At 71.9% G+C, this 24,113-nt stretch carries 30 protein-coding genes and 1 riboswitch; of the genes, 12 read left to right on the top strand and 18 right to left on the bottom strand.

Features of this window, described 5'->3' with window-relative positions; genetic code table 11:
• Positions 1-89 precede the first annotated feature (89 nt).
• The 3 genes from ABGB11_RS31180 (at position 90) to metE (ending at position 4,086) form a co-directional block, all read left to right on the top strand.
• The gene (locus ABGB11_RS31180; protein WP_347638672.1) at positions 90-902 is read left to right on the top strand and encodes a helix-turn-helix transcriptional regulator; all 813 of its coding nucleotides are present in this window, start codon (positions 90-92) and stop codon (positions 900-902) included.
• Positions 899-1,090, top strand: coding sequence for a DUF397 domain-containing protein (locus ABGB11_RS31175; protein ID WP_347638671.1), 192 nt, complete (start codon positions 899-901; stop codon positions 1,088-1,090). Before ABGB11_RS31180 ends, ABGB11_RS31175 begins: the two co-directional genes overlap by 4 nt.
• A 465-nt stretch (positions 1,091-1,555) precedes the next feature.
• A riboswitch (cobalamin riboswitch) is annotated at positions 1,556-1,733 on the top strand.
• Between the two features lie 121 nt (positions 1,734-1,854).
• Positions 1,855-4,086 (top strand): 5-methyltetrahydropteroyltriglutamate--homocysteine S-methyltransferase, encoded by a 2,232-nt coding sequence (gene metE, locus ABGB11_RS31170; protein WP_347638669.1) that lies wholly within the window; start codon positions 1,855-1,857, stop codon positions 4,084-4,086.
• 56 nt (positions 4,087-4,142) lie between these two features.
• Here metE and ABGB11_RS31165 read toward each other — a convergent pair whose 3' ends face one another.
• The 5 genes from ABGB11_RS31165 to ABGB11_RS31145 form a co-directional block, all read right to left on the bottom strand.
• Entirely contained in the window at positions 4,143-4,910 is a 768-nt protein-coding gene (locus ABGB11_RS31165) for an ATP-binding protein (RefSeq protein ID WP_347638667.1), read from the bottom strand.
• 346 nt (positions 4,911-5,256) lie between these two features.
• Complete coding sequence (locus tag ABGB11_RS31160) at positions 5,257-5,454, bottom strand: DUF397 domain-containing protein (RefSeq protein ID WP_347638665.1); 198 nt, start codon at positions 5,452-5,454, stop codon at positions 5,257-5,259.
• A 6-nt stretch (positions 5,455-5,460) separates the two neighbouring features.
• Complete coding sequence (locus ABGB11_RS31155) at positions 5,461-6,300, bottom strand: helix-turn-helix transcriptional regulator (protein WP_347638663.1); 840 nt, start codon at positions 6,298-6,300, stop codon at positions 5,461-5,463.
• Positions 6,301-6,375: 75 nt separating this feature from the next.
• Positions 6,376-6,591 carry a DUF397 domain-containing protein gene (locus tag ABGB11_RS31150; protein ID WP_347638661.1) on the bottom strand — a complete coding sequence of 72 codons (216 nt, stop codon included), beginning with the start codon at positions 6,589-6,591 and terminating at the stop codon, positions 6,376-6,378.
• Positions 6,588-7,418, bottom strand: a complete 831-nt coding sequence (locus ABGB11_RS31145; RefSeq protein ID WP_347638659.1) for an SAM-dependent methyltransferase — start codon at positions 7,416-7,418, stop codon at positions 6,588-6,590. Before ABGB11_RS31145 ends, ABGB11_RS31150 begins: the two co-directional genes overlap by 4 nt.
• Before the next feature lie 136 nt (positions 7,419-7,554).
• Here ABGB11_RS31145 and ABGB11_RS31140 point away from each other — a divergent pair, with 136 nt between their 5' ends.
• Entirely contained in the window at positions 7,555-8,382 is an 828-nt protein-coding gene (locus ABGB11_RS31140) for an MBL fold metallo-hydrolase (protein ID WP_347638657.1), read from the top strand.
• Positions 8,383-8,441: 59 nt separating this feature from the next.
• Positions 8,442-8,795: a PRC-barrel domain-containing protein gene (locus ABGB11_RS31135; RefSeq protein ID WP_347638655.1), complete on the top strand. Its 354-nt coding sequence runs from the start codon at positions 8,442-8,444 to the stop codon at positions 8,793-8,795.
• Between the two features lie 73 nt (positions 8,796-8,868).
• Here ABGB11_RS31135 and ABGB11_RS31130 read toward each other — a convergent pair whose 3' ends face one another.
• The 4 genes from ABGB11_RS31130 to ABGB11_RS31115 form a co-directional block, all read right to left on the bottom strand.
• Positions 8,869-9,042 carry a hydrophobic protein gene (locus ABGB11_RS31130; protein WP_347638653.1) on the bottom strand — a complete coding sequence of 58 codons (174 nt, stop codon included), beginning with the start codon at positions 9,040-9,042 and terminating at the stop codon, positions 8,869-8,871.
• Between the two features lie 80 nt (positions 9,043-9,122).
• Positions 9,123-9,515 carry an STAS domain-containing protein gene (locus tag ABGB11_RS31125; protein ID WP_347638651.1) on the bottom strand — a complete coding sequence of 131 codons (393 nt, stop codon included), beginning with the start codon at positions 9,513-9,515 and terminating at the stop codon, positions 9,123-9,125.
• 111 nt (positions 9,516-9,626) lie between these two features.
• A complete protein-coding gene (locus ABGB11_RS31120; protein ID WP_347638649.1) occupies positions 9,627-10,322 on the bottom strand; it encodes a GAF and ANTAR domain-containing protein in 696 nt (231 codons plus the stop codon).
• A 25-nt stretch (positions 10,323-10,347) separates the two neighbouring features.
• The gene (locus tag ABGB11_RS31115; RefSeq protein WP_347638647.1) at positions 10,348-10,878 is read right to left on the bottom strand and encodes a GAF domain-containing protein; all 531 of its coding nucleotides are present in this window, start codon (positions 10,876-10,878) and stop codon (positions 10,348-10,350) included.
• A 198-nt stretch (positions 10,879-11,076) separates the two neighbouring features.
• On the opposite strand from ABGB11_RS31115, the gene ABGB11_RS31110 reads away from it, so the two are divergent.
• The 4 genes from ABGB11_RS31110 (at position 11,077) to ABGB11_RS31095 (ending at position 14,767) form a co-directional block, all read left to right on the top strand.
• Positions 11,077-11,370, top strand: a complete 294-nt coding sequence (locus ABGB11_RS31110; RefSeq protein ID WP_347638645.1) for a hypothetical protein — start codon at positions 11,077-11,079, stop codon at positions 11,368-11,370.
• A gap of 104 nt (positions 11,371-11,474) precedes the next feature.
• Positions 11,475-12,896, top strand: a complete 1,422-nt coding sequence (gene crtI, locus ABGB11_RS31105) for a phytoene desaturase family protein (RefSeq protein WP_347638799.1) — start codon at positions 11,475-11,477, stop codon at positions 12,894-12,896.
• Complete coding sequence (locus ABGB11_RS31100; protein WP_347638643.1) at positions 12,893-13,792, top strand: phytoene/squalene synthase family protein; 900 nt, start codon at positions 12,893-12,895, stop codon at positions 13,790-13,792. Before crtI (ABGB11_RS31105) ends, ABGB11_RS31100 begins: the two co-directional genes overlap by 4 nt.
• A 72-nt stretch (positions 13,793-13,864) precedes the next feature.
• The gene (locus ABGB11_RS31095) at positions 13,865-14,767 is read left to right on the top strand and encodes a phosphate acyltransferase PlsX (RefSeq protein ID WP_347638641.1); all 903 of its coding nucleotides are present in this window, start codon (positions 13,865-13,867) and stop codon (positions 14,765-14,767) included.
• 5 nt (positions 14,768-14,772) lie between these two features.
• On the opposite strand, the gene ABGB11_RS31090 is transcribed toward ABGB11_RS31095, so the two are convergent.
• On the bottom strand, positions 14,773-15,480 hold the full coding sequence (locus ABGB11_RS31090) for a spheroidene monooxygenase (RefSeq protein WP_347638639.1): 708 nt from the start codon (positions 15,478-15,480) through the stop codon (positions 14,773-14,775).
• On the opposite strand from ABGB11_RS31090, the gene ABGB11_RS31085 reads away from it, so the two are divergent.
• Positions 15,455-16,051: a glycerol-3-phosphate acyltransferase gene (locus tag ABGB11_RS31085; RefSeq protein ID WP_347638637.1), complete on the top strand. Its 597-nt coding sequence runs from the start codon at positions 15,455-15,457 to the stop codon at positions 16,049-16,051. The genes ABGB11_RS31090 and ABGB11_RS31085 overlap by 26 nt on opposite strands.
• On the opposite strand, the gene ABGB11_RS31080 is transcribed toward ABGB11_RS31085, so the two are convergent.
• From ABGB11_RS31080 to ABGB11_RS31045, 8 genes are all read right to left on the bottom strand, one after another.
• Positions 16,002-17,111 carry a glycosyltransferase family 2 protein gene (locus ABGB11_RS31080; RefSeq protein WP_347638635.1) on the bottom strand — a complete coding sequence of 370 codons (1,110 nt, stop codon included), beginning with the start codon at positions 17,109-17,111 and terminating at the stop codon, positions 16,002-16,004. The genes ABGB11_RS31085 and ABGB11_RS31080 overlap by 50 nt on opposite strands.
• Positions 17,112-17,197: 86 nt before the next feature.
• Positions 17,198-18,643: a phytoene desaturase family protein gene (gene crtI / locus ABGB11_RS31075; protein WP_347638633.1), complete on the bottom strand. Its 1,446-nt coding sequence runs from the start codon at positions 18,641-18,643 to the stop codon at positions 17,198-17,200.
• The gene (locus ABGB11_RS31070; RefSeq protein WP_347638631.1) at positions 18,631-19,428 is read right to left on the bottom strand and encodes a carotenoid biosynthesis protein; all 798 of its coding nucleotides are present in this window, start codon (positions 19,426-19,428) and stop codon (positions 18,631-18,633) included. The genes crtI (ABGB11_RS31075) and ABGB11_RS31070 overlap by 13 nt, the downstream gene beginning before the upstream one ends.
• Before the next feature lie 39 nt (positions 19,429-19,467).
• A complete protein-coding gene (locus tag ABGB11_RS31065; RefSeq protein ID WP_347638629.1) occupies positions 19,468-20,685 on the bottom strand; it encodes a SpoIIE family protein phosphatase in 1,218 nt (405 codons plus the stop codon).
• Complete coding sequence (locus ABGB11_RS31060; RefSeq protein ID WP_347638627.1) at positions 20,682-21,488, bottom strand: alpha/beta hydrolase; 807 nt, start codon at positions 21,486-21,488, stop codon at positions 20,682-20,684. The genes ABGB11_RS31065 and ABGB11_RS31060 overlap by 4 nt, the downstream gene beginning before the upstream one ends.
• A 5-nt stretch (positions 21,489-21,493) precedes the next feature.
• Positions 21,494-22,021, bottom strand: coding sequence for a hypothetical protein (locus ABGB11_RS31055; RefSeq protein ID WP_347638625.1), 528 nt, complete (start codon positions 22,019-22,021; stop codon positions 21,494-21,496).
• Between the two features lie 48 nt (positions 22,022-22,069).
• Positions 22,070-22,396, bottom strand: coding sequence for a DUF3140 domain-containing protein (locus ABGB11_RS31050; RefSeq protein ID WP_347638623.1), 327 nt, complete (start codon positions 22,394-22,396; stop codon positions 22,070-22,072).
• Positions 22,393-22,617, bottom strand: coding sequence for a DUF2945 domain-containing protein (locus tag ABGB11_RS31045; protein WP_347638621.1), 225 nt, complete (start codon positions 22,615-22,617; stop codon positions 22,393-22,395). The genes ABGB11_RS31050 and ABGB11_RS31045 overlap by 4 nt, the downstream gene beginning before the upstream one ends.
• Before the next feature lie 218 nt (positions 22,618-22,835).
• On the opposite strand from ABGB11_RS31045, the gene ABGB11_RS31040 reads away from it, so the two are divergent.
• Positions 22,836-23,432 carry a sulfite oxidase-like oxidoreductase gene (locus ABGB11_RS31040; RefSeq protein WP_347638619.1) on the top strand — a complete coding sequence of 199 codons (597 nt, stop codon included), beginning with the start codon at positions 22,836-22,838 and terminating at the stop codon, positions 23,430-23,432.
• Positions 23,402-24,112 carry a ferredoxin reductase gene (locus ABGB11_RS31035; RefSeq protein WP_347638617.1) on the top strand — a complete coding sequence of 237 codons (711 nt, stop codon included), beginning with the start codon at positions 23,402-23,404 and terminating at the stop codon, positions 24,110-24,112. The genes ABGB11_RS31040 and ABGB11_RS31035 overlap by 31 nt, the downstream gene beginning before the upstream one ends.
• Position 24,113 lies beyond the last annotated feature (1 nt).

Here is a 24,113-nt window from a genome sequence, read left to right as displayed (position 1 = left end):
ACGTCTCCGGTTGCTTCGGCTGTCAAGCGTGCCCGCATCGGGCTACGCTCGCTACGTTCCGGAACGGTCCGCAACATGTGGGAGGGGTCATGCACGCGCGGGAATCGCTCGACTCGACGAGGTCGCTTTGGCACTTCATTGCGGTCCACCTGCGCCGCTATCGCGAAGCGCACCATTTGTCCGGGCAGGCTCTCGCCGACCTGCTTGGGTGTGACCGTTCCACTGTTTCCAGGTACGAGTCCGACCGGCTCAGGCTCAAACGGGAGCACGCGGAGATCATCGATCGCATGTGGAACACGGACGGCATGTTCACGGCCCTGATCGGGTTCGCCGAGCGCGCCGACGATGGTGACTGGCTGTTGGAACTCGCCGAGTTCGAAGCTCGCGCAACACGGATCAGGATGTGGGAGGCGTCAGTCGTCCCCGGTCTGCTCCAGACGCCGGAGTACGCGAGTGCCGCGCTGAACGCTGGAACGGCGGACGACCCCCGAGCAACCGTTGAGCGGCGACTGGCACGACAGGCAGCCGTGTTCGACAAGCCGAAGCCCCCGAGGGTGGCGGCCTTGCTCGGCTGGGCAGCGGTTGAACAAGTGGTGGGGGGCGCTGACGTCATGCGCGGCCAACTCGCCCGCTTGATCGAGCTGAGCGAGCTTCCCCACGTCAGCGTCCGAGTTGTGGAGAAGAGCGCGGGGGCGCATCCAGGGCTTGACGGCCCTTTCAAGATCCTCACGGTCGGAGACCGGGATCTCGCCTACACCGAAGCGGCGACGCGTGGCCGCTTCCTCATGGACCCGTTCGACGTCCAAGAGGTGGCAGTAAGGTACGACTTGGTTAGCGACATCGCCGCCCCGGTCGGCCCGACTCGGGCCCTCCTGGAGGCCGAATTGGAGAAGTACACATGACCCAGTGGCGCAAGTCGAAGCGCAGCGGTACGGGCGCGCAGTCCGACTGCGTGGAGGTTGCGAACCTCTCTGGAAACATCGGCGTGCGCGACAGCAAGGACCCGAGCGGCCCCCACATCACGCTTCCGGCCGAGCTCTTCCGCCAGCTAGCAAAGGCCATCAAGCACGGCGCCCACGACGTGCCCTAATAGGGCTACCCCCACAGGCATAGAGAGCCCCCGTCCATCAGCCAGCAGCGGACAGGGGCTCTCCTCTTTCCCTCAGTCGTCCCGCCAGACCGGTTCGAGGAGGTCGGGGTTGAAGGTCGCCCGTCCCTTGCCTGCGGGTGGACGATCACCGCGTGGAACGCTTCCCGGACGTACGTGCGCTTGACGGAAAGCGGGAGCCCGCCGTCTACCTCAGCCAGGTACCAGCGCCGCCGGATGTCGGCGATGTCGGTCGAAGCGCGCTTGCGTCGGGTGTCCGCCGCAGCTTCGGCCTTGTTCTTCTCGGTGCGGAGAGGCCGGCCTCTTCGGGTTCGAGGTTGATCCGGTCTTCCTGCCAGCCGAACGTACGCGGACCACCGACCGACTTGCCACGCTCGGCGCGGGCACGGCGCGGAGGAATCATCGGTCAGGCGACCTGCCTGGGGGTCGGTAGGGTGGGAGTGCGGATGGTTCGCTCGCGTTCTGCGTGAGCGTCGTAAGAGGGAACCCGGTGCGAGTCCGGGACTGCCCCGCAGCGGTGAGCGGGAACGACCGCCGTCATCACGCACTGGGCCACGCGGCCTGGGAAGCGACGGCCAGTAGGACGCCTCGGAGAGGCGATGCCCGCGAGTCCGAAGACCTGCCTCCGCCCGCGCGCCGGCCGGCGTGCGGTGGTCCGCGGCCTCGTGGGACGGTCCGCGCCACGGCGACGCCGTGCCGTGCGCCCTTCCCGCGTGTCCGCCCGTGGCAGAGCGAGGGAAGCCGCCATGAACACCACGATCCTCGGATATCCCCGGATAGGCCCGAACCGGGAACTCAAGGTCGCCACCGAGAACCACTGGGCCGGACGCATCGACGCCGGCGCGCTCACCGAGACCGGTGCCCGCCTTCGGGCGGACGTCTGGACGCGGCTGCGCGACGCCGGGCTCGGCAGCGTCCCGTCCAACACGTTCTCGTTCTACGACCACGTGCTCGACACCAGCGTGTGGGTCGATGCGATTCCCGACCGCTATCGCCACCTGACCGGGTTCGACCGGTACTTCGCCATGGCGCGCGGTGTCCAGGACGTCCCGCCCCTGGAGATGACCAAGTGGTACGACACCAACTACCACTACATCGTGCCCGAGGTGGGGCCGGGGACGCGGTTCCGGCTGGCGGAGGGGGCGGCGGCCAAGCCGCTCGCCGAGTACCGGGAGGCGAAGGCGCTCGGGATCGAGACGCGGCCCGTGCTCGTCGGGCCGCTGACGTACCTGCTGCTGGCCAAGCCCGCGGTGGACGGGTTCCGCCCGCTGAGCCTGCTCGACGGGCTGCTCGACGTGTACGCCGAGGTGCTGGAGCGGCTCGCCGGGGCGGGCGCGGAATGGGTGCAGCTGGACGAGCCCGCGCTCGTGGAGGACCGGACGTCCGAGGAGATCGACGCGCTCGCCCGCGCCTACGCGGGGCTCGGGCGCCTCACCAGCAGGCCGCGGCTGATGGTCGCCACCTACTTCGGCAGAGTCGGCGTGGACGCGTTGCGCGTTCTCGCCAAGAGCCGTGTCGAGGCGGTCGGGCTCGACTTCGTCGCGGGGCCCGAGAACGTCGACGTGCTGGCGTCGGTGGGTGGGCTGCCTCGCAAGACGCTCGTCGCGGGCGTGGTCGACGGGCGCAACGTCTGGCGGACGGACCAGCGGCGGGCCAGGGCGACCTGCGCCTCGCTGCTCGGGCTGGTCGACCGGCTGGTGGTGAGCACGTCGTGTTCGCTGATGCACGTCCCGATCGACCTGGACGCCGAGACGTCGCTGGCGGAGGACGTCCGGAGCCGGCTCGCGTTCGCCCGGCAGAAGGTCGGTGAGGTCGTCGGGCTCGGGCGTGCGCTGCGCGAGGACGTGCCCGCCGAGGCCACGGCGACCAGGCCGGCGGTCGACAGGGCCGTCCGCGAACGCGTGAAGGCGCTCGGCGACGGGCGGCGGGGCGACCGGGCCGCCCGGTTCGCCGCCCAGCGGAAGGCGCTGGGGCTGCCCGCGCTGGCCACGACCACGATCGGCTCGTTCCCGCAGACGCCCGAGATCCGCAAGATCCGCGCCGACCGCCGTGCCGGGCGCATCAGCGAGGAGGCCTACAAGAAGGCGATGAAGGACGAGATCGCCCGCGTCATCGCGTTGCAGGAGGAGCTCGGGCTGGACGTCCTCGTGCACGGCGAGCCGGAGCGCAACGACATGGTGCAGTACTTCGCCGAGCAGCTCGACGGGTACGCGGCGACCGAGCACGGGTGGGTGCAGTCGTACGGGTCGCGGTACGTCCGCCCGCCGATCCTGCACGGCGACGTAGCGCGGCCCCGTCCGATGACGGTCGAGTGGGCGACGTACGCGCAGTCGCTGACGGGCAAGCCGGTCAAGGGGATGCTGACCGGTCCGGTGACGATGCTGGCGTGGTCGTTCGTCCGCGACGACCAGCCGCTCGCCGACACCGCCCGCCAGGTCGCCCTCGCCTTGCGGGACGAGATCGCCGATCTGGAGGCGGCCGGGATCCGCGTCATCCAGGTGGACGAGCCCGCGCTGCGCGAGCTGCTGCCGCTACGGGCCGCCGACCGTCCCGCCTACCTGGACTGGGCGGTCGGTGCGTTCCGGCTCGCCACCTCGGGGGTCGCCGACACCACCCAGATCCACACGCACATGTGCTACTCGGAGTTCGGGGAGATCATCGGGACGATCGGCGAGCTGGACGCCGACGTCACCAGCGTCGAGGCGGCCCGCTCCCACATGGAGCTGGTCGGCGACCTGCGCGCCGCCGGGTACGAGAACGGCATCGGGCCCGGCGTGTACGACATCCACTCCCCGCGCGTCCCGTCCGCGGAGGAGATGGAGGAGAACCTGCGGCGCGCGCTCCGGGCGGTGGAGCCCGCGCGGCTGTGGGTCAATCCCGACTGCGGCCTGAAGACCCGCGCCTACCCGGAGACGGAGGCGTCCCTGCGCAACCTCGTCACGGCGGCCCGGCGCGTCCGGAAGGAGATCGCGGGCTGACGCCCGGGGGTCGCGTGGCCCGCCCCCCCCGCCGGGCCACGCGACGCCGGGCGGGGTCACCCGCGCTCAGGGTCGTCCAGCGTCTCGCAGAGCTGGACGATCTGTTCGCAGGCTTCGGTGATGTCGGTGATGGGCAGGCATCCGACCGCGCCGGAGCGGGCGCACCAGCGGAACGACGCGGCCTCGCACCAGACGGTCAGGTCGCCCTGGCCGTGCAGGACGGGCTGACCGGACTTCTCGGTGGGGGTGAGGTGGACGATCCCGCGCCGGACGATCAGGGCGTGGAGGTCCCGCGTGGCGTGCGGCCCGTCCACCCGCCAGACATGGCGGCGGCGCACGGTGTGCGGGAGCGGGAGGGCGAACCAGGTCGCCTTACCGGGGACGGCCGGCGTCCGCAGCCGGGACCGCGTGGGGTGGTGGCCCCACCGGCCCCGCGCGAGCAGCTCGACGATCTCCAGGCCGCGGCCGTGGTCGAGGACGTCGTCGCCGGGGCCGGCGGGCGGGCGCCATCCGCGCAGCGTGTCGAAGGTCTTGACGACGAGCTCGTCCCGTCCGTGCCCGTCGTCGCGCTGGTAGACCCAGAGCTCGGCTCCCGGGGAGCCGTCGCGGGACGTCGCGTGCTGCAGGACGTTGGTGGCCAGCTCGCTGACCATGAGCGTGATGTCGTCGACGTCGCCGACCGACAGGCCGAGCGCGGGCAGGAGGCCGGTGACGTGGGCGCGGGCGACCCTGGCGATGGAGGTGTCCGCGGGCAGGGGGAGGGCGGCGCAGCCGCCGTTCTCCAGCCTCCAGGGGATCCCGCACATCGCTGCGGCCTTCGTCATGACGCCCACCCTCACAGGGGTCGTTAGCGGAGCCGGTCGGATCCAGACATTCGCGACATGCGTCCTCATGGTTCGCGACTCGCTATGTGTGAATCACAGATCCAAGCCTCGCACATTTCCGGCCACCTCGGGCAGCGGACCGCAAGGATCATTCACCCACAAGTGAGACGTTCACCGATGCGCCCGAAATGGTCCAAACCACATCGCCTGGGAGCGCCTGAAGCGTGTACCGGCGGACAGGCGACCGGGCGGTCGTGCCGCTGTAGCGTGGACGTCGCCTGAGAGAGGGCCGCACACATGAAGATCCCCCAGGGGTGCAGCCCTGGGGGATCTGTGTGCGGCCCGGTCAGCGGTCGTAGCGTCCCGCGCGGACGTCTTCGAGGAACGAGGCGAAGACGGTCCGGGCGACGACGTGCGCCCCGGCCTCCGGGGTCCTGCTGTCACGCAGCCCGGTGGCCGTCCCGAGGTCGGCGACCTCGACGCAGCCTCCGTTGCTGCTCGCGCTGGCGGTGGCCTTGAACCACCGTGCCTGAGAGAGATCCATACCGGTCTACTCCAGCGTTGAGATCAGTTTCTGCAGATGGTCCGCGGTGTCGGCGGGGCCGAGCGCGGCCTGGCGGATCTGGTCGAAGATGGCGTCATAGGCCTCCACGTCGCCGGGGGTGTCGATCTCCTGGATCGCCGCGTCGTTCTCGAGGAAGACCATGGGCGGCTCGTCGCCGGGGAACCGGAAGATGTTGACCAGCGTGGACATGCCCGGGTGCAGCCCGTCGGCGAGCCGCAGCAGCCGCAGCTCCACGTTGGGACGCCGGGACATCGTCAGCAGATGGGCGAGCTGGGCCCGCCGGTCGCCGGCGTCGCCCCACTCGTACATCAGCGACGCCTCGGTGATGACCGCGATCAGCTCCGGGGCGTGCTCGTCCCGGTCGAGGATCTGCTGCCGTCTCAGCCGGGCCCGCAAGGCGCGCTCGCGCCATTCGGGCGTTCTGGTGCCGGACGACAGGAGCGCCTGCATGTACGGCAACGTCTGCAGCAGCCCCGGGAGTACCAGCGGCATGACCACCCGGATGCTCGACGCGTCTCCCTCGAACCCGGGGAACTCGTTGTCGAACACATCCGAGTAGTCACGCCACCAGGCCCGCTGGCGCGCGCGAGCGGCGAGCTCTTCGAGTTCGTCGAGATCGCTGCCCTCGTAGATGCGCGCCAGATCGCGGATATCACTGAGCTCGGGCCGTACCCAGCTGTTGGCCTCGAACCGGCCGACCTTGCCCCGTCCCCAGTTCAGCCGGTCGCAGACCTGGTTGGCCGTGTATCCCGCCTCGACGCGCAGCTCCTTCAAACGGCGCGCCAGCCCCCGCTTGGCGATGGTGGCCCCGTACGCCTCGCTCACCGGAACCACCTCCCTTGACATCCGGCCGCCATCAGCATACGCCTTCCGAACTTGTGAATCACAGATCCCATCGGATCAGGAAGCGGCGCGATCGAACTCGCCCTTCCTGACACCGTCCAGGAAGCACGCCCACTCGTGCTCGTCGAAGACCGAGATCAGGTCACCGGACGTGCGCAGCAGCGTCCACTCCCCGACGAACGCCACCTCGATGGCGCCCTCGTCGCTCTCCGACCGCTTCCAGTCCAGAGCGTCCGGATCGACGCCCAGTTCCTCGACCGAGGGTTTCCTCATTTCGGCTTCCTCGCCACAGCGCAGTATCCCCACCGCGACCCATCACTGTCGGCGGCGTCAGGGTCTTCGGCACCCCACTGCCCAACGTAGGCGAGCCGCGCCGGGCCTCCTTCATAAGGCGGGACGATCTCCAGCCCGGTGAAGAACCGCTCGATGTCGGCACGCGCCCGGACGCGGACCGCGCCGCTGGACGACCTGGAGTACACCTCCTCGACCGTGTCGACCGCCCTGTCGGGCTGGCGCTCGCTGGTGATGGAGGACAGCGCGAGGTAGCTGCCGGGCACCAGCCGGCTCATGTACTTCTGGACGGCGCCCCACGGGTCGTCCTCGTCCGGGACGAAGTGGGTCACCGCGACCAGCAGCAGCGCCACGGGCTTCGTGAAGTCGATCAGGGCGAGGGCCTCCTCGTGCCCGAGCAGCCCGTCCGGGTCGCGGAAGTCGGCCGTGATGAACGCCGTCCCGGACGACCCGGCCAGCAGGTCCTTCGCGTGCGCCGCCACCATCGGGTCGTTGTCGGCGTACAGGACGCGGGTGTCGGGTGCGACCGCCTGCGCGGCCTCGTGCGTGTTGTTCCGCGTCGGCAGGCCCGCGCCGATGTCGACGAACTGCCGGATGCCCTGCTCGGCGAGCCAGCGCACCGACCGCTGCAGGAACCCGCGGTTCGCCCAGGCGGCGTCCTCCAGGTCGGGCATGTTCGTCCGGACCGCCTCCGCGGCCTTGCGGTCGACCTCGTAGTTCTCCGTTCCGCCGAGGATGTAGTCGTACATCCGGGCCGGGCTGGGGACGGTGGTGTCCACCCCGGGAGGAGCCTTCTCCGTGCCGCTCACCGTTTCGCCTCCATTGCCGCAACTTGTGATGCACGAATTATGAAGCAAGGCCCTTGACCGTGCGATGTTTCGGTCAAGGGCGGTCCAGGGTTCGCCTCCCGTTCCCCGGGCATGGGCGAGGCGAAAGGGGGAAAATATGAAGACTGCGCCGGAACTCGCCCTGCGCCAGCTCACGATGCAGTTCGTCGGCAATGCGACCATGCTGCTGCGCTGCGGGCCGTTCACGCTGCTGACGGATCCCAACTTCCTGCACCGGGGGCAGCGCGCCTATCTCGGATTCGGCCTGACCACGCGGCGGCTCACCGATCCCGCGGTGCGGATCGGCGACCTGCCGCACCTGGACGCCGTCGTCCTGTCCCACCTGCACGGCGATCATTGGGACCGGGTCGCGCGTGCGAAGCTCGACCGGGGCCTGCCGATCGTCACCACGCCCCACGCGGCGCGCCGCCTCCAGGGCTGGCACCGCTTCCGGCACACCGTCGGCCTGCGCACTTGGGAGTCGCACACGCTGGTCAAGAACGGGGCGCTGCTGCGCATCACGTCCATGCCCGGCCGGCACGCTCCGGGCCCCGTCCAGTACATGCTGCCGCCGGTCATGGGCAGCCTTCTCGAATTCGGACCCGCGACCGGCGACGTGCAGTTCCGCCTCTACATCACCGGTGACACGTTGATGTTCGACGGAATCGAACAAATAGCCCGGCGCCATCGCGACATTCATGTGGCCGTTCTGCATCTGGGCGGCACCAGGCTGCCCGGCGGCCTTCTCGTCACGATGGACGCCGTCCAGGGCGCCGATCTCATCGAGACGATCCGTCCGGCGACCGCGGTGCCCATCCACTACGAGGACTACACCGTGATGACCTCGCCTTTGGACGATTTCCGGCGGGAACTGGAACGCCGCGGGTCATCCGACCGAGCCGCCTACGTCGCCCCAGGTCAGACCCGCACCTTCACGCACCCGTAAGGCCGCATAAGTCGCGGCAGCTGGGTAGACGCACCATGACCCGGAAGCTGGACGGAATCATGTTTCAGATCGAGGACATCAGGCAGTGGCGCGGCAGGGACGTCATCGACGCGTCCGGGAGCAAGATCGGCCAACTGGAGGCCATCTACGTCGACACGCTGACCGACGAGCCGTTCTTCGCCACGGTGAAGGTCGGGCTGCCGACCCGGCAGCGCCTGGTGTTCGCGCCGCTGGACGGCGCGACGCTGGGCCCGGAGCACCTCCGGCTCGCCTACCCGAAGAAGCACGTCAGGGACGCCCCGTCGATCGACACCGACGGCGAACTGTTCGCCGCCGCCGAACCGGCGGTCTTCTCCCACTACGACATCCCGTACGAGGCGGGCCCGAGCGAGCGCCGCCTGGCCCGCCGCTGACGCCGTCCGCGCGCGGTCGAGGCGGCGGCGCCGCCCCGTCCGGGTGGGACGGGACGGCGCCGCCAGCCGTCGTTCACCAGCGGTACCAGCGGCCCCGCCGGCCGGACGGTCCCGTGCCGCGGGCCACGAAGCCCAGCAGCCACACCAGCAGGACGACGGCGGCCACGATCCACAGGACCTTGAGCGTGAAGCCGATCCCGAACAGGATCAGCGCGAGCAGCAGTACCAGGATCATCAACCAGGGCATCGGGGGCCTCCTCGGGGGGGTGCGTCCAGCGCTCCGGGTGTGCCCCTTTGAGAAAGGTTGATGCATGGCAAAGATCTCGTTTAAGGCGCTTTGCCGTTCGTGATGTGGAGCCGGGTGTGCAGCCCGGCGACGTGGAGGATACGGCGCACCCGCGGCTGCGGATCGCACAGGGACAGCCGCCGTCCTCGCCGGGCCATCAGCTGGTGCGCCCGCACCATGACCGACAGCCCGCTGGAGTCGATGAACGCCAGTTCGGAGAGGTCCAGGAGAAGCCGGTGCGGGTCGTGCGCGTCGATGGCGACCGCGATGTGGTGCCGCAGGTCGTCGGCGGTGGAGCAGTCGAGCTCGCCGGTGAGGCGCAGCTCGGTGGTGAGCTCGTCGGGGTGGACGAGGATGTCGAGCAGAAGCAGGCCGCCGGCGCAGCTGATGCTGTCTGTGGCGGGCGGTGCGGTCGAACGGTCGGCCGAGGTCACTGAGCCTCCAAGGGCTGCATGGAATCTCGGGGCCGGACGGGGGCATGGGCCGGACCATCGAGAAGGCGAAGATCGAGAATCAGGTCGGGGATGGTCGGCACGTGCGCAGCTTCAGGCGTCGCCCCCGCTCAGGATCTCGGCGGCGAGGTCGGCGACGCGCCGGCGGCTGTCCCGGGCCCGCCGGCGCAGCCGGCTGAAGGCCGCGACGGCGTCCTCGCCGTGGGTCGCCATCAGGTAGCCGATGGCGCGTTCGATGACCACCCGGTAGTCCAGCGCGTACTGGAGCTGGGCGGCGGTGGCGTTGTGCTCCTGGGACGCCAGCGCCGCCGCCACGAGCTCCCCGGTGAGGTCGGCGTAGGCGCGCAGCGCGATGATGTCGGAGTCGTCCCATTCGGCGGGCTCGGACTGGTAGACGTTCAGGGTGCCGACCGGGCTGCCGCCCAGCAGGATCGGGACGCCGGCCACGGCGCGCACCCGCTCGTCGAGCACCTCCGCGAGCTGGGGCCACCGGGCGTCCGAGCGGACGTCCTTGGTGGTGACCGGGCGCCCCACGACGTAGGTGTCGTAGCACGGCCCCTGCTCGGCGCGGGCCTGCGCCTCCTCCAGGGACCGGCCGGCCTCGTCGGCCGCGGCCACGTAGCGGAGCTGCTCCTCCTGGTCGATGAGCATGATGCCCGCGCCGTCGTAGCCGAACAGGCGGTCCACCGAGCTGACCACCCGCTGCAGGGCGCGCACGACATCGGGTTCGTGCGGAGCCTTGCGCAGGCGCTTCAGGCTCGCCCCCAATGCTTCGCTGTCGATCTGCACGGTGTTCCCCGTTCTCGGATGCCCGCTAATGGGACGTCATGGCGCCGCGGCCGTCCTGGTCAGGCGCCGGTGGAGGCACGGTGAGCCGGACCAGAAGGTCGGCCGCGGTGTCGGCCAGGGTCTGCCCGACCGCGATCTGGTCGCTCGTCCACGCCCCAGGCGTGCTCCGGTAGAAGTTCAGCGCCCCGATGACCGCACCGCCGGCGTGCACGGGCACCGCCAGCACGGCCCGGACCGGTGCGGCCCTGCGCGCCAGCCTCGCGTAGGCGGTGCCGCCGCGACCCTCCAGGTCGTCCACGGCGACCGGGTGGTCGGCGGCCACGGACTCGTGGGCGGGGCCGTCCCGCTCGGACTGCTCGGCGTACTCCAGCTCCAGCCCTTCGGCGGTGGACCCGGCCACCGCGCGTAGCCCGGCCCGCGGGTCGTCCAGCATCAGCGCCGCGCCGTCGGCCCGCGAGATCGCCGCCATCGAGCGCAGCGCGCTGGACAGGCGTCTCCCCGCCAGGAACAGGCTGTGGTCGGTACCGGAGAAACCGGTGCCGGGATCGTTCGCCAAGATCGTCACCTCGGGCAGCCATCAGTGCTGATCCGCGGACACAGGGCGGAACTTCCGCGTCGACTCTACCCGTGCCCGCGCGATGCCACACCCACACCCGGGCGAGACCCGACATTCCGCACCGCGGGCAAAATCCCGTTAAGGCGTGCTTGCGTGCACCGGCCCCGGGTACGGGGGCGACCGAACCAAGGAGGGAAAATGATCGACACACTGCACAAATGGGGCCTGAAGTCGAACATGATGTACATGGCGGGTATCGGATCGATCGGGCTGGCCTTCGCCTCGTGGGCGATGTCCAACCGGCTGGAGGACGCCGGCCTGGAACGGGCCGACCGATGGGGAATCTTCGTCGGGGAATGGGCACCGACCTTCTTCGCCATAGGCATCGCCCTGCGCATGGAGGAAATGCGCGACAAGACGATCGGCATGCTCGGGCGGCGCGACGACATGGACGAGCGCGTCGCCGGCCGGGAGGCACACGCGGCCCGCTGACGGAGCCCGCGCCGCGGGGCGGATGCAACCGCCCGGCCACCACGTCTCGAAGGACGGTGCATGGAGGAAGCGGTGGATTCCCGGCATAGGACGGCGTGGCGACGATGACGGCCCGCGATCCCGTCGTGGTCGTCGGGGCGGGCCTCGCCGGCCTGTCCGCGTCGCTCCACCTGGCCGCGCGGGGCCGTGACGTGCTGGTCGTCGAGGGTCGTGACGCACCGGGCGGCTGCTGCGGGTCGGCGACCTCCGGCCCCTACCGGTTCGACACCGGCCCGTCCGTCCTGACCATGCCGGGCGTGCTGGCCGCCACGTTCGGCGCCGCGGGCGTGGACATGGACGGCGTGCTGCCGCTCCGGCGGCTGGATCCGTCCTACCGGCTGGCGTTCCCCGACGGTTCCCGGCTGGACGTGGTGGCCGGCGCGGAGCGGATGGCCGGGAACGTCCGGGAGCTGTGCGGCCCCGCCGAGGCCGCCCGGTACCTGCGTTTCCGGCGCCGGCTCGGGAGACTTTTCGAGGCGGAATGGTCCTCGTTCATCGACGCGGACATGACACGGCTGCGCAGCATGGCCCGCCCTTACGCGTTGCTGAAACTGGCGGCCGCAGGCGGGTTCCGGAGACTGGACCGATGGGTCTCCGACCAATTGACCGACGAGCGCCTTATACAGGCACACACTTTTCAATCTCTCTATTTGGGCTTGGCCCCCCATCAGGCGCTGGCCATCTATGCGATCGTCGCCCACATGGACACGGTGAATGGCGTCTTCTTCCCTTCCCATGGCGGTATGCATGCCATTCCCCAGGCGCTGGCGGACGTCGCGGAGAAATCTGGCGCGACCTTCAGATACGGAGTCATGGCCGAGCGGGTGGAGACGGACACCTCGGGCGTGACGGCCGTCCGCCTGGAGACGGGCGAACGGTTGCCCGCCAGCCACGTCGTCGTCGCCTGCGACCTCCCGCGCGCACACGCCGGACTCCTCCCCGAGAAGACGGCCGACTGGCGCCTGCGCACCCCGCGCTACTCACCGTCCTGCCTGGTCATGCACTTCGGGCTCGACACGCCCCTGCCCGACCAGGCCCACCACACCCTCCATTTCGGCCGCCACTGGAAGGAGGGCTTCGACGCCCTGGCAGCAGGCCGCCCCCAACCCGACCCGAGCCTGCTGATCACCCACCCCGGAGACTCGACGCTGAGCGTCCTGGAACCAGCCCCCAACCTGACGAGCAGCACCGACTGGGATCACCTGATCCAACGCCTGCGGAACCACCTGGCAAGCCTCGGCTACGACCTGCCGCCCCCGAGGCTGACCATCGACCCGCCCGCCTGGGCCCGGCTCGGCCACTCGGCGGGCACCCCCTTCGCCTTGGACCACCGCTTCCGCCAGACCGCGTGGCTACGGCCCTCGGGCCGCAGCCGCGTCCCGCGGCTCCACTTCGCCGGCATGTACACCGCCCCCGGTGTGGGCGTCCCGCCCGCCCTGATCTCCGGGAGGCTCGCCGCCGCCCGGATCCTGGAGGACGCCCCATGACGCTGACCGCGAGCTACGAGCACTGCCGCCGCCTCAACGCCCGGCACGGCCGCTCCTTCTACCTCGCCACGCTGTTGCTCCCCGGGTGGAAGCGCAGGCACGTGCACGCCCTCTACGGCTTCGCCCGCCACGTCGACGACATCGTCGACGAGTGCGGCCCCGGCAACCCGGCGGGACGGTCCGCCGCCCTAGACGCGGTGACCGCCCGCCTGGACGCGGCCATGGCCGGCGAGCCGGTCCGCGACCGGGTGCTGCCCGCCTTCGCGCACACCGTCCGCTCCTTCGACGTCGGCCGCGCGGACATCGACGCGTTCCTGGACTCCATGCGCGCCGACCTGACCGTCACCCGATACGACACCTACGACGACCTGCTGGCCTACATGGAGGGATCGGCCGCGGCCATCGGGCTCATGATGCTCCCGGTCCTGGAGACCGTGCCGGGCGCCCAGCACTCCGCACGCGAACCCGCCCGCGAACTGGGCCGGGCGTTCCAGCTCACCAACTTTCTCCGTGACGTCTCCGAGGACCTGGCACGAGGCCGCGTCTACCTCCCTCTGGAAGACATGGCGAAGTTCGGCGTGACCGAGGCCGACCTGGCCTCCGGCACCTGCACCCGTCCGATACGAGACCTGGTGGCCTTCGAGGCCGACCGAGCCCGCAACCACTACAGACAGGCGCTGCAAGGAGTGGAACTGCTGACACCGTCCTCGCGCCCCTGCATCCGCGCGGCGCACCAGCTGTACGGCGGCATCCTGGACGAGATCGCCGCCGCGGACCACGACGTCCTGACCGGCCGCGCCAGGGTCCCCCGCAGACGCCGAGCCGCGATCTACGCCCGCCACCTCCTCGCGGCCAACGCCGCCACCCGAGCCGAACGCCGCCTGGAAACCACCTGAATGCCCCCCAAACCACCCGCCCACGCCCACCCCACACCCTCAAGCGCGAGTGGGGCGGGTGGGGGGTTTGTCGTGGTGGATGCGATGGGGGGTGATTCTGGGGCGTCGCCGGTGGTCGCGGGGGCGTTGGTGGCTTGGCGGGAGTTCGGGGTGCCGGTCGTTCTGGTGGGACGGGCCGAGGTGGTCGAGCGGGAGTTGGGGCGGCAGGGCGGCGTGGGCGAGGTGGACGTCCGGCATGCCGACGAGGTCGTCCCCATGGACGAGGCGGTGGCGCGGCGGGGGTCGAGCCTCATGGTGGGGTGCGAGCTGGCCCGGCGGGAGGGGGCGCCGTTCGTGTCGGCGGGGTCGACGGGGGCGGTCGTGGCGTGCGCGGTGCGCGCGTTCGGGCGGCGCGAGGGGGTGCTGCGTCCTGCGCTGGCGGTCGCGCTTCCGACGCCGTCCGGGTCGACGGTGCTGGTCGACGCCGGCGGGACCGCCGATCCGTCGGCCGAGATGCTGGCGCAGTTCGCGACGCTCGGCGCCGAGTACGCGCGTGGCGTGCTGGGTGTGCGCGATCCGTCGGTGGGGTTGCTGTCCATCGGCTCCGAGCCCGGCAAGGGCAACCGGCTCGTCCGGGACGCCGCGCGGCTGATGCCCGAAATGCCGGTGCGCTTCCACGGGAACGTCGAGGGGCATGACGTGCTGGCGGGGACCGTCGACGTGGTCGTCACCGACGGCTTCACCGGGAATGTCGTCCTGAAGAACATCGAGGGTTGCGTCCGCACGACGCTCGGCCTGGTGGCGCGGGCCGGGCTTACCGAGACAGGTCCGCTGGACAAGGTCGCGCGGTTGTACACGGCCGACACGCACGGAGGCGCGGCGCTGCTGGGGCTGGACGGGACGGTCGTCGTCGCGCATGGCTCGTCCGGGCCCGCCGCCATCGCGCGTGCCTGCGTGGTGGCGCGTGACCTGGCGGTCAGGGGGGCGGGCGTGTGAGCTGGTCAGGCGCGGTGCAGGGGGTCGCGACCGTCCCATGTGCCCTGGCTTCCGTAGAGAGCGAAGCGGGCGAAGAGCTCCTCGCTGTACCAGCCTTCGTCGCGGACGCGTCCGATGACGTCGCGGTGTGCGCTCTGGCCGTACGCGAATCGCCTTACCGCATTTTCCTCGCCCCACAAGGAAAATGTCGCCTGCCTGGCCAGCGGCCACTCCCCGATGCCGACGGAGGCGAGACAGCCGTCCTGGCGGCGCAGCAGCCGGTCCACGTCGGGGACGGCGCGGTAGAACGCCACGAGGCGGCGCGGGCGGATCGACGCCCGGGTCAGCACCGCCACCGGCCCTTCGGAGACAGAGCGGCCGGGGACGTCCGCGAACGGGTCCCGCCCACCCCAGCGGCCACGGGACGTGATCAGCGCGAGGCGCACATGCCACGACTCCTCGGCCTCCACCCGCCATCGGGCGGCCATCCGTGAGCGCGCCATGAACCGCTCCAATGCCGGTTCGCCGTCCCACACGGCGAACAGCGCCCAGCGGCGCAGGTCGGCGCCGAGGCTCATCGACCGGCCCCGGCCCGTGCCGAGCAGCCGCCAGAACCGCAGCCCGCCCGTGCCCCGCAGTTCCGGACGGTCGAACGCCATGTACCGCATGGCGTCCACACCCGCGTACCTGACGAGGTGAAACGAGGCGATGATTCCCGTGCTCGTGGCGGTCATCGGCGGCTACCTGCTCGGCTCGGTGCCGGTCGCGGTGCTCGTCGGGCGCGCCCACGGCGTCGACCCGCGTGACGTCGGCGACCGCAATCCCGGCTTCTGGAACGTCATGGAGCGCCTCGGCCGGAAGGCGGCCGCCCCCGTCTTCGCCGGCGACATGCTCAAGGGCACGGCGGCGGGCCTGGTCGGCCTGCTGGCGAGCGGGGCGCAGACGGGCGCGGCGGGGTCGGTGGCCGGGGACAGCGTCCTGCCGGTGTACGCGGCGGTGGCGGCGGCGATGGCCGGCCACGCCTGGCCGGTGTTCGCCGGCGGGCGCGGCGGACGCTCGATCCTCACGTTCGCCGGCGGGTTCGCGGTGATCTGCCCGGCGGCCTTCGGGCTCGGTGTCGCGCTGCTCGTCGCGGGGAGCCTGGCCTTCCGGTCGTTCGCCTGGGGCACCCGCCTCGCCGTGTTCTCCCTGCCGGTTCTGCAACTGTTCTTCGCGCCGGTCGAGCAGGTCGCCGGAACCGGGGCGCTGATGTGCCTCATCGGGCTGCGCTTCGGACAGGCCGCCCTGGCGGGCCGCCGGACATGACCGCTGCCCGCCCGTACCCGCGCCCGCGCCAGGCCCGCGCCGGAACCAACGCCGACCGTGCCAGCCGGACGGCCGCGGCCACGTCCAGCAACGGGGAGAGCGCGAGCCCCGGCCCCGGTCGCGCGTAGCTGCCACGCAGCGCGGCCACCAGCAGGACCCTCTGCGCAAGGAGGGCGAGGTCGAGCGGTGTCGGACGTCCCATCGCGGCCCGCAGGACGGGCAGTGCGGCCGTCAGCCAGACCGTCGCCACGTCCATGGCCAGCCGCCCGGCCGGGGTCACGTCCCGCAGGGAGATCGACCGGCCCCACTCCCGCCACACGGCGGCGGCCGACTCGTGCATGTCCACCCCGAGCAGCGGACCGGCGTCCACGAACCCGACCCGCCAGCCGTCCCGCGCGAGGAGCCGTCCGAGCGCGACGTCGTCGGTGAGGTGGCCGCGGACCCGGGCGAACCCGTCGGCCTCGGTCATCCGGGCCTTCCGGAACGCCATGCACTGGCCGTTGACCAGCAGTCGCCCGGCGGACGGCGGCGCGGGCCCGACCGGGCCGAACCGGTAGACGAGCGTCGCCAGCAGCGACGCGTGCAGCGCCTGCTCGGCCACGCCGTCGCAGATGAACCGCGGCCCCACGCTGACCAGGTCGTAGCGGTCGAGCAGTGCCGCGAGTTCCGCGCAGAGCCTGGCTTCGGGACGCGTGTCCGCGTCCAGCAGGACCACGACCGGTCCCTTCGCCGCCTGGACGCCCTGGTGCAGCGCCCACTGCTTGCCCACCCATCCGTCCGGCAGCGGCGCGCCCGTGATGACCGTCGCGCCCAGTTCCGCGGCCAGTTCGGGCGTGCCGTCGCGCGACTCGTCGTCCACGACGATCACCTCGCTCACCGCGGGGTCGGCGAGCACCCGCACCAGGCATCCAGCCAGGCGGGCCTCCTCGTCGCGGGCGGGGATCACCACCGAGACCGCCTCCGCCGGCGCACCGGGCACCCCGGCCCCCAACGGCGCCGGGCGCGCACGCCCCCGAGCCAACCGCCCCGCCACCACCAGGGCCGCCACCACCTGCCCCACCGCAAGCACCCTCGACGCCGCGACCCGCCCACCCCGCCACCAAGACGCAACTCCGGCGCAGGGCGTTCGTGGCCTGGGGTGGAGGGTCATGGGCGTCCGGGGGCGGGAGCGAGGTCTTTGTTGATCATGGTGGTCACGATGCGGGCGCTCATCGCCACCAGGGGGAGGCCGCCGCCGGGGTGGGTGGAGCCGCCTACCAGGTACAGGCCGCGGCGGGGGCCGCGGTTGGCGGGGCGGCGGAAGGGCGCGAGGCGCCCGTGGTGGGGGGTGCCGTAGATGGCGCCGCCCCAGGCGCCGTAGCGGTCGCGCAGGTCCGCCGGGGTGAACGGTTCGACGAAGCGCAGGCGGCCCGACAGGTCGTGGCCGCGCTGCGCGAGGCGCTCCAGGACGAGGTCCCGGTAGGCGTCGACGGACATGGGCCAGCGGCCCGGGTCGCGGGACGGGACGTTCACCAGCAGCACCCAGTTCTCCGCCCCGGCGGGCGCCTGGGTGGGGTCGTCCACCGCCGAGCAGCCGATGTAGATCGTGGGGTCCTCCGGCGGGACGCGACGGCGGAAGATGTCGTCGAACTCCCGCCGGTAGTCGGCCGAGAAGGCGACCGAGTGGTGCGGCAGCCCGCCGGTCCGGCCGTCGACGCCGGCGAGCAGCAGGAACGCCGAGGACGACGTGCCGAGGGCCGCGATCCGGCGCAGGCGGCGACGGTCGGGCAGCAGGCGGCCGTACAGGGCCGCGGCGTCGGCGTTGACCACCACGGCGTCCGCCCTCACGCGTTCGCCCGAGGCCAGCAGCACGCCCGTGACCGCCGAGCGAGACGCGGTCACCCGCTCCACCTCGGCGCCGGTTCGGACGTCCACGCCGGCCGTGGTCAGGAGCGCGGCGAGGTCGTCGGCGAGGCGCCGCATGCCGCCGGGGACGTACCAGCCGCCGTCCCCGTGCTCGATCGCCGGGACGCAGCCGAGCGCCGCCGGTGCCCGGTACGGGTCCGACCCCGCGTACGTCGCGTACCGGTTCACGTACTGGCGCAGCCGCGGGTCGTCGAAGAAGCGGCGGGCCAGGCCGTCCAGCGTCCGGCCGGGTGCGACGGCGAGCAGGTCGCGGGGCCGGGCGTGCTCGGGTGGACGTCCCAGGGGTCCGGCGAAGAACGTCCGCCGTGAGGCCGCCAGGCATCCCTCGGCCCAGCGGTGGTAGGCACTCCATGCGGCGCCCTGGCCCGGGGCCAGCCGGTCGACCTCCTTGGCCATCCGGCCGGGGTCGCGGTGGGCGCGCAGGACCGTGCCGTCGGCGAAGTGGTACCGGCACAGCTCGTCCAGTTCCAGCAGGGGACGGCCCACGCCCAGGTCGCGGAACAGTCCGGGCAGCGTGAGCAGGGACGGCCCGAGCGAGAAGACGAAGCCGTCCCGCTCGTGCTCCGCCAGCTTGCCGCCGAGCCGCCCGAGCCTCTCGTAGAGCCGGACGTCGTGGCCGCCGCGCGCCAGCAGCAGCGCCGCGGCCATCCCGCCGACCCCCCCGCCGACCACGATCACCTCCGCCATGCGCGCCTCCACGCCGGCACGGCGAACGCCCCCATCGCGGTGCCGCCGGCCGCCGCCACGAGAAGGTCGCGGGGTTGGAACACCGCCGCGAACGCCAGCGTCTCCATCGCCGCCATCACCGTGTAGAGCGCGACCAGCCCGCGGGACGCGGCCGTCCGCTCCACCAGAACGTCGATCAGCGCCATGACCAGGAACGACACCAGCAACCATCCCGCGAAGTTGCTGATCGGAACGCCCCGGTACGGGCCGCCGTCCGGCCAGGTCCACAGGCCGAGGCGCAGCATCTGCGGGTCCAGGAACAGATCCCAGGCGGTCAGGGCCAGCGCTCCGGCCGCCCACCGCGCGAGCCGGTTCTCCGGCAGGACGGCCGCCGCGACCGCGTGCGCCGCGAGACCCATGCCGCCCCAGGCCACCGCGACCGTGACCGGCACGCCGCCCACCTGCGGCCGGAGCACGGACGTGTAGGAGTACTCCCCGAACGGCACGCCCGTCCGGACGCCCACCCACTCAGCCACGTACCCGACGGCCACCGCCGCACCGAAGGCCGCCGCCGCCCGGCGGGGCCCGTGCCGCGCGGCAAGGTACGACACGGCGCTCGCCGCCAGGAGCGCCACCACGACACTGGTCAGGACGATCGGCCTCGGACGCACCCCGGACACCACCTGGGCCGCCGTCATCGCCGCGAGAAACCCGGTTCCCGCCAGTGCCCACGCGCTCGGACGCCGCCGGACGGCCCTCTTGCGCCGCCCGGCGAGTCCCCTGCGCCCGACCCGCACCTGCCCCACACAGGTTCTTCGGGGCCGGGAGCCGCCACGGATGCATGCCTAGGACGAGACGCTGAACGCGAGCAGCGCCGCGTCGTCCTGGAGGGCCTCGCCGAACTGCTCAAGCAGCCCGTTCAGCGCGGCGATCAGCGGCCTGGCGTCCGTGGGGGCGAGATCGGCGACGAAGGCGCGCAGAGCCTCCTCGCCGAACAGTTCCCGCCCGGCGCCAGTACGAGCCTCGGTCAGACCGTCGGTATACAGCAGCAGGGTGTCGCCAGGGTGCAAGACGGTGTCGACGTCTGCGAAGAAGGCATCGGGCAGGGCTCCGACGAGTTGGCCTCCTGGAGTGTGCAGGTACTCGGTACGCCCGTCACGCCGCAGGACGAGCGCCGGCGGATGCCCGCCACTGGCGAGATGGACGGCATGACCGGCGGGGCCCGGTGTCAACGTCCCGTAGACGGCGGTGCAGTACTGAAGTTCCTCGTTCGTGCTGTGCGCGTCCAGGACGGTGTTGAGGACGGTCAGCGCCGCGACCGGTTCAGAATCCTGGACGGCCGCCGCGCGCAACGTGTAGCGGGTGAGCGAGGTGATGGCGGCGGCCTTCGGGCCCTTGCCGCGTACGTCACCGAGGAAGAACCCCCAGCGCATCGCGTCCAGAGGGAACACGTCGTAGAAGTCGCCGCCCATACGGTCGGGCGAAGCGGTGTGGTACGACGAGGCGAGCTGGAGGCCGGGCACCTCCGGAAGGACGGGAGGCAGGAGGCTCTGCTGCAGGACGTCGAGCGCCTCCTGCAGCCTGTTGCGGTCGATCTCGGCCTTCCGATGCTCCTCCTCGGCCGCGCGGCGGGCGCGAAGAAGCTCCTCCTCATAGGCGCGGCGGTCGCGGGCCTCAAGCAGCGTCATGCTGATCTGCCGCGAATCACCGCCCGCCCCGCTCGCGCGCTCCCCGCTCGCGCCCTCCTCGCCGTCCGGGACCTTCGTGACCACCGCCGTGACCAGTACCGGGATGCGGTTCCCGCCGGTGGTGTCCACGATCTCCAAGGCGATGCCGTCGACGCGGCCCTGCATGTGGAGCAGCGGCGCGAAATGGGTCTCGTGGTAGAGCTTGCCGCCCATGGTGAGCAGGTCTGGGAACCGCAGACGGCCCAGGACCTCGGCGCGGTCGCGGCCGATCCAGTCCAGCAGCGTGCGGTTGATCCTGATGATCGTCCCGTCCATGCGGGTGGAAACGTAGCCGACCGGGGCGCTCTCGTAGAACTCCTCGGCGGGATGGGTCACGGCGGCAGGTCCCGGACGAAGGCGATGATCGCCTCCGCGGTGGGCTCCGGCGCGCTGAGCTGGGGGCAGTGGCCGGACGCGTCGAGCGTCCGCAGCCGGCTGCCGGGGATCGCGGCGTGCACGTACGCGCCCACCTCGGGCGGCGCGATCACGTCCCGGGCGCAGTCCAGCACCAGCGTGGGGACCGTCACGCGCGCCAGGTCCTCGCGGTTGTCCGACAGGAAGGTGGTGCGCGCGAAGACCCGGGCGATGTCGGGGTCGGTGCGGCAGAACGCGTTGGTCAGCTCCGCGCCGAGCTCGGGACGATCCGGATTCCCCATGATCACCGGGGCCATGGCGGCGGACCAGCCGAGGTAGTTCGACTCCAGCGACGCCAGCAGTTCGTCGATGTCCTCCGCGCTGAACCCGCCCCGGTAGCCGGCCTCGTCGATGTAGCGCGGGGACGGGACCAGCATCACCAGCCCGGTGATCCGCTCGGGCACGGTCGCCACCGCGAGGACGCCCACCATCGCGCTGACCGAGTGCCCGACGAACACCGCGTCCCGGAGGTCCAGGCCGTCGCAGAGCTCCACGACGTCGCGGGCGTAGCCGTCCAGCGTCCCGTAGCGGGCCTCGTCCCAGGCCGACAGATCGGACCGCCCGGAACCGACATAGTCGAACAGCACGACCCGGAAGGTCTCGGCCAGCCGCGGGGCCACCAGCCGCCACAGGTTCTGGTCGCAGCCGAACCCGTGCGCGAGGACGACCACGCGCCCGTCGGCCGGACCCTGGACGGTCACGTTGTTCCTGCTGACGACGTCCATGCTTCTCAGACGGGCTCCGCCGGGGACGGCATCCGCCGGGGGCCGCGCCGGCCGCCGAAGGCGTCCGCGGCGGCCACCGTCCGGAACTCCTCCAGGACGGTGATCTGCGCCTCGGCCCGCGCGAGCAGTTTCCGCAGCTCGTCGGCGTCCAGGGCGGGGTACTCGCCGGTGAGGGCGAGCAGGGTGCGCCAGCACGCCGCCTTCCCTTCGACGCCGAGCCGCATGGCCTCGGCCTCCACCACCTCGGTCAGCGGGGACCGGCCCCGCAGCCGCCCGTTGAGCTTCAGCCGTCCGAGCTTCTCCCCCGCGGACATCGCGATGCTCTTGTAGTGCCGGACGGGGACGCCGAGCGACTGCATGGTCGCGAGCAGGGCGCCCCGGTCGGCGGCGACGTCGTCGGCCAGCCGGCGCATCCGCTCCTCGTCCGGCCTGCCCTCGTGCGCCTTCGCGAGGGCGCGGGCGCGGGCCACCCCGCCCGCCGCCCCGGCCAGGTGATCGTTCAGGTAGATCGCCAGAAATGTCGTTTTGTCCATGGACGCCCCCTTACCCGATGAGATCCCGCCGATGACTCCCCGGCGCCCTCACTTGAGCGGGTCGTGGCCCCAGTTCATCAGCGAGTACCGCCACGCGGTCTCCGTGACGTCCCCGGACGGCCGCTGCGCGAGATGCCGGTGCACGTACCCGACGACCTTGTTCATGTGGGCGTAGTCGTCGTCGCCCAGGTCGGCCTTCTTCGCCCGGAGCAGCCGCACGATCCTGCGCCCGGACGCGTGCCCGGTCGACTCCCCGCCGCCGTCCTTCTGCCCGGCCGACCGCGACTCGTCCGTCTCCAGCCAGCGTTCGAGCTCCCCGGCGGTCATGTTGACGACCTTCCCGAACTCGGCCGCCACCTCGTCGTGGTCCGTCACGACGTCCGCCTCTTCAGCGCCGACGCCTTGTGGACGGCGGTCTTCCCGCTCTTGTGGCTGCGGACGACGTACTGCGGCTCCTCCGGCGACGCCGCGACCGTCCGCCCGCCCTCCTCCCGCCGGTCGGTGACCTTCTTCTCGACACGGCCCTCGGCCTCGGACCCGTGGCTCCGCCACGTGACCTCGTCCCCCACCGTGAACTCGTCCTCGCGCTTCGTCATGCACGCCCACCTACCCCCCGAGCCGCCCCATCCGACCAAACACCAGGTCAAATGCCGCACGGCGCGTCCCGGGCGGGAACATCGCGTTCAGCATGGTCAGCCTGGCCGGCGCGGTCGGCCTGATCGTCCACCATTACCGGGCCCGCCGCCGAGCGCCCCGCCCGGCCCTGGGTACACCAGGGGACGGAAGGTGGAGGTGAGCACGGAAGGAGGCCGTGATGGGGATCGTCTCACGCGGGTTTCACGGCCGGCGGCGCGAGTCCGCCGACCTGCCGCCCGGCCAGTACCTGACCGAGGACTTCCCGGTGCTGTCGGCCGGCCCGACCCCGCGCATCTCGCGGGACGACTGGGAGTTCACCGTCACAACGGAGGCCGGGCAGCGGCACCGGTGGACGTGGCGGGACCTGCTCGACCTGCCGTCCGAGGCCCCGCATGTGGACATCCACTGCGTCACCAAGTGGTCCAAGCTGGGCACGGACTGGCAGGGCGTCTCGCTGGACGTCCTGCTGGCCGACGTGGAGACCACGGCCGACTACGCGCTCGTCTCGTCCTACGGCGGATACACCACGAACCTTCCGCTGGAGGACCTGCTGGACGGGCAGGCCTGGATCGTCCACGGTTACGACGGTGACGATCTGGCGCCGGAGCACGGGGGCCCGGCGCGGCTGCTCGTCCCGCACCTGTACTTCTGGAAGTCGGCGAAATGGGTGCGCGGCATCGACCTGCTCACCCAGAACGAGCCGGGCTTCTGGGAGACCGCCGGCTACCACGACTACGGAGACCCATGGCGCGAGCAGCGTTACCAGGGCGACTGACCTGGCGGGTCGCGCGGCTCGCCGAGTCCCGCGCCGAGACGGCGACGGCCCGCACGCTGGTCTTCGACGTGCCCGACTGGCCGGGGCACCTGGCCGGTCAGCACGTCGACGTCCGGCTGACGGCCGAGGACGGCTACACCGCGCAGCGCAGCTACTCGCTGTCCGCACCGGACCGGGTCGAGCTGACCGTCCAGCGGATAGCGGACGGCGAGGTCTCCCCCTACCTCGCCGACGTGCTCGAACTCGGCGACGCCGTCGAGCTCCGCGGCCCGGTCGGCGGCTGGTTCGTGTGGCGGCCGGGCGCGGGACGTCCCGTCCTGCTGGTCGCGGGCGGCTCCGGCATCGCGCCGCTGATGGCCATGATCCGGGCCCGCCGCCGCGCCGAGGACGGCACGCCGTTCCGGCTGCTGTACTCCACGCGCACGCCCGGCGACGTGTACTACGCCGACGAGCTGCGGGACCCCGACCCCTTCCTGGACGTCACCCACGTCTACACCCGGGAGGCCCCGGACGGCTGGCCGCGCCCGCCCGGCCGCCTGGCCCCGTCCGACCTGGACGGCGGCCCGGACGACGCCGACTGCTTCATCTGCGGGCCGACCGCCTTCGTGGAGGCGGCCGCCGATCTGCTCGTCGCCCGCGGCCACGACCCCCGGCGCATCAAGACCGAACGGTTCGGCTGAG

It is taken from the genome of Actinomadura sp. B10D3, assembly GCF_039871695.1.
Taxonomy (GTDB): domain Bacteria; phylum Actinomycetota; class Actinomycetes; order Streptosporangiales; family Streptosporangiaceae; genus Spirillospora; species Spirillospora madurae.
Note: the sequence above shows the minus strand (reverse complement) of the source record. Positions and strands in the feature narration are given on the sequence as shown.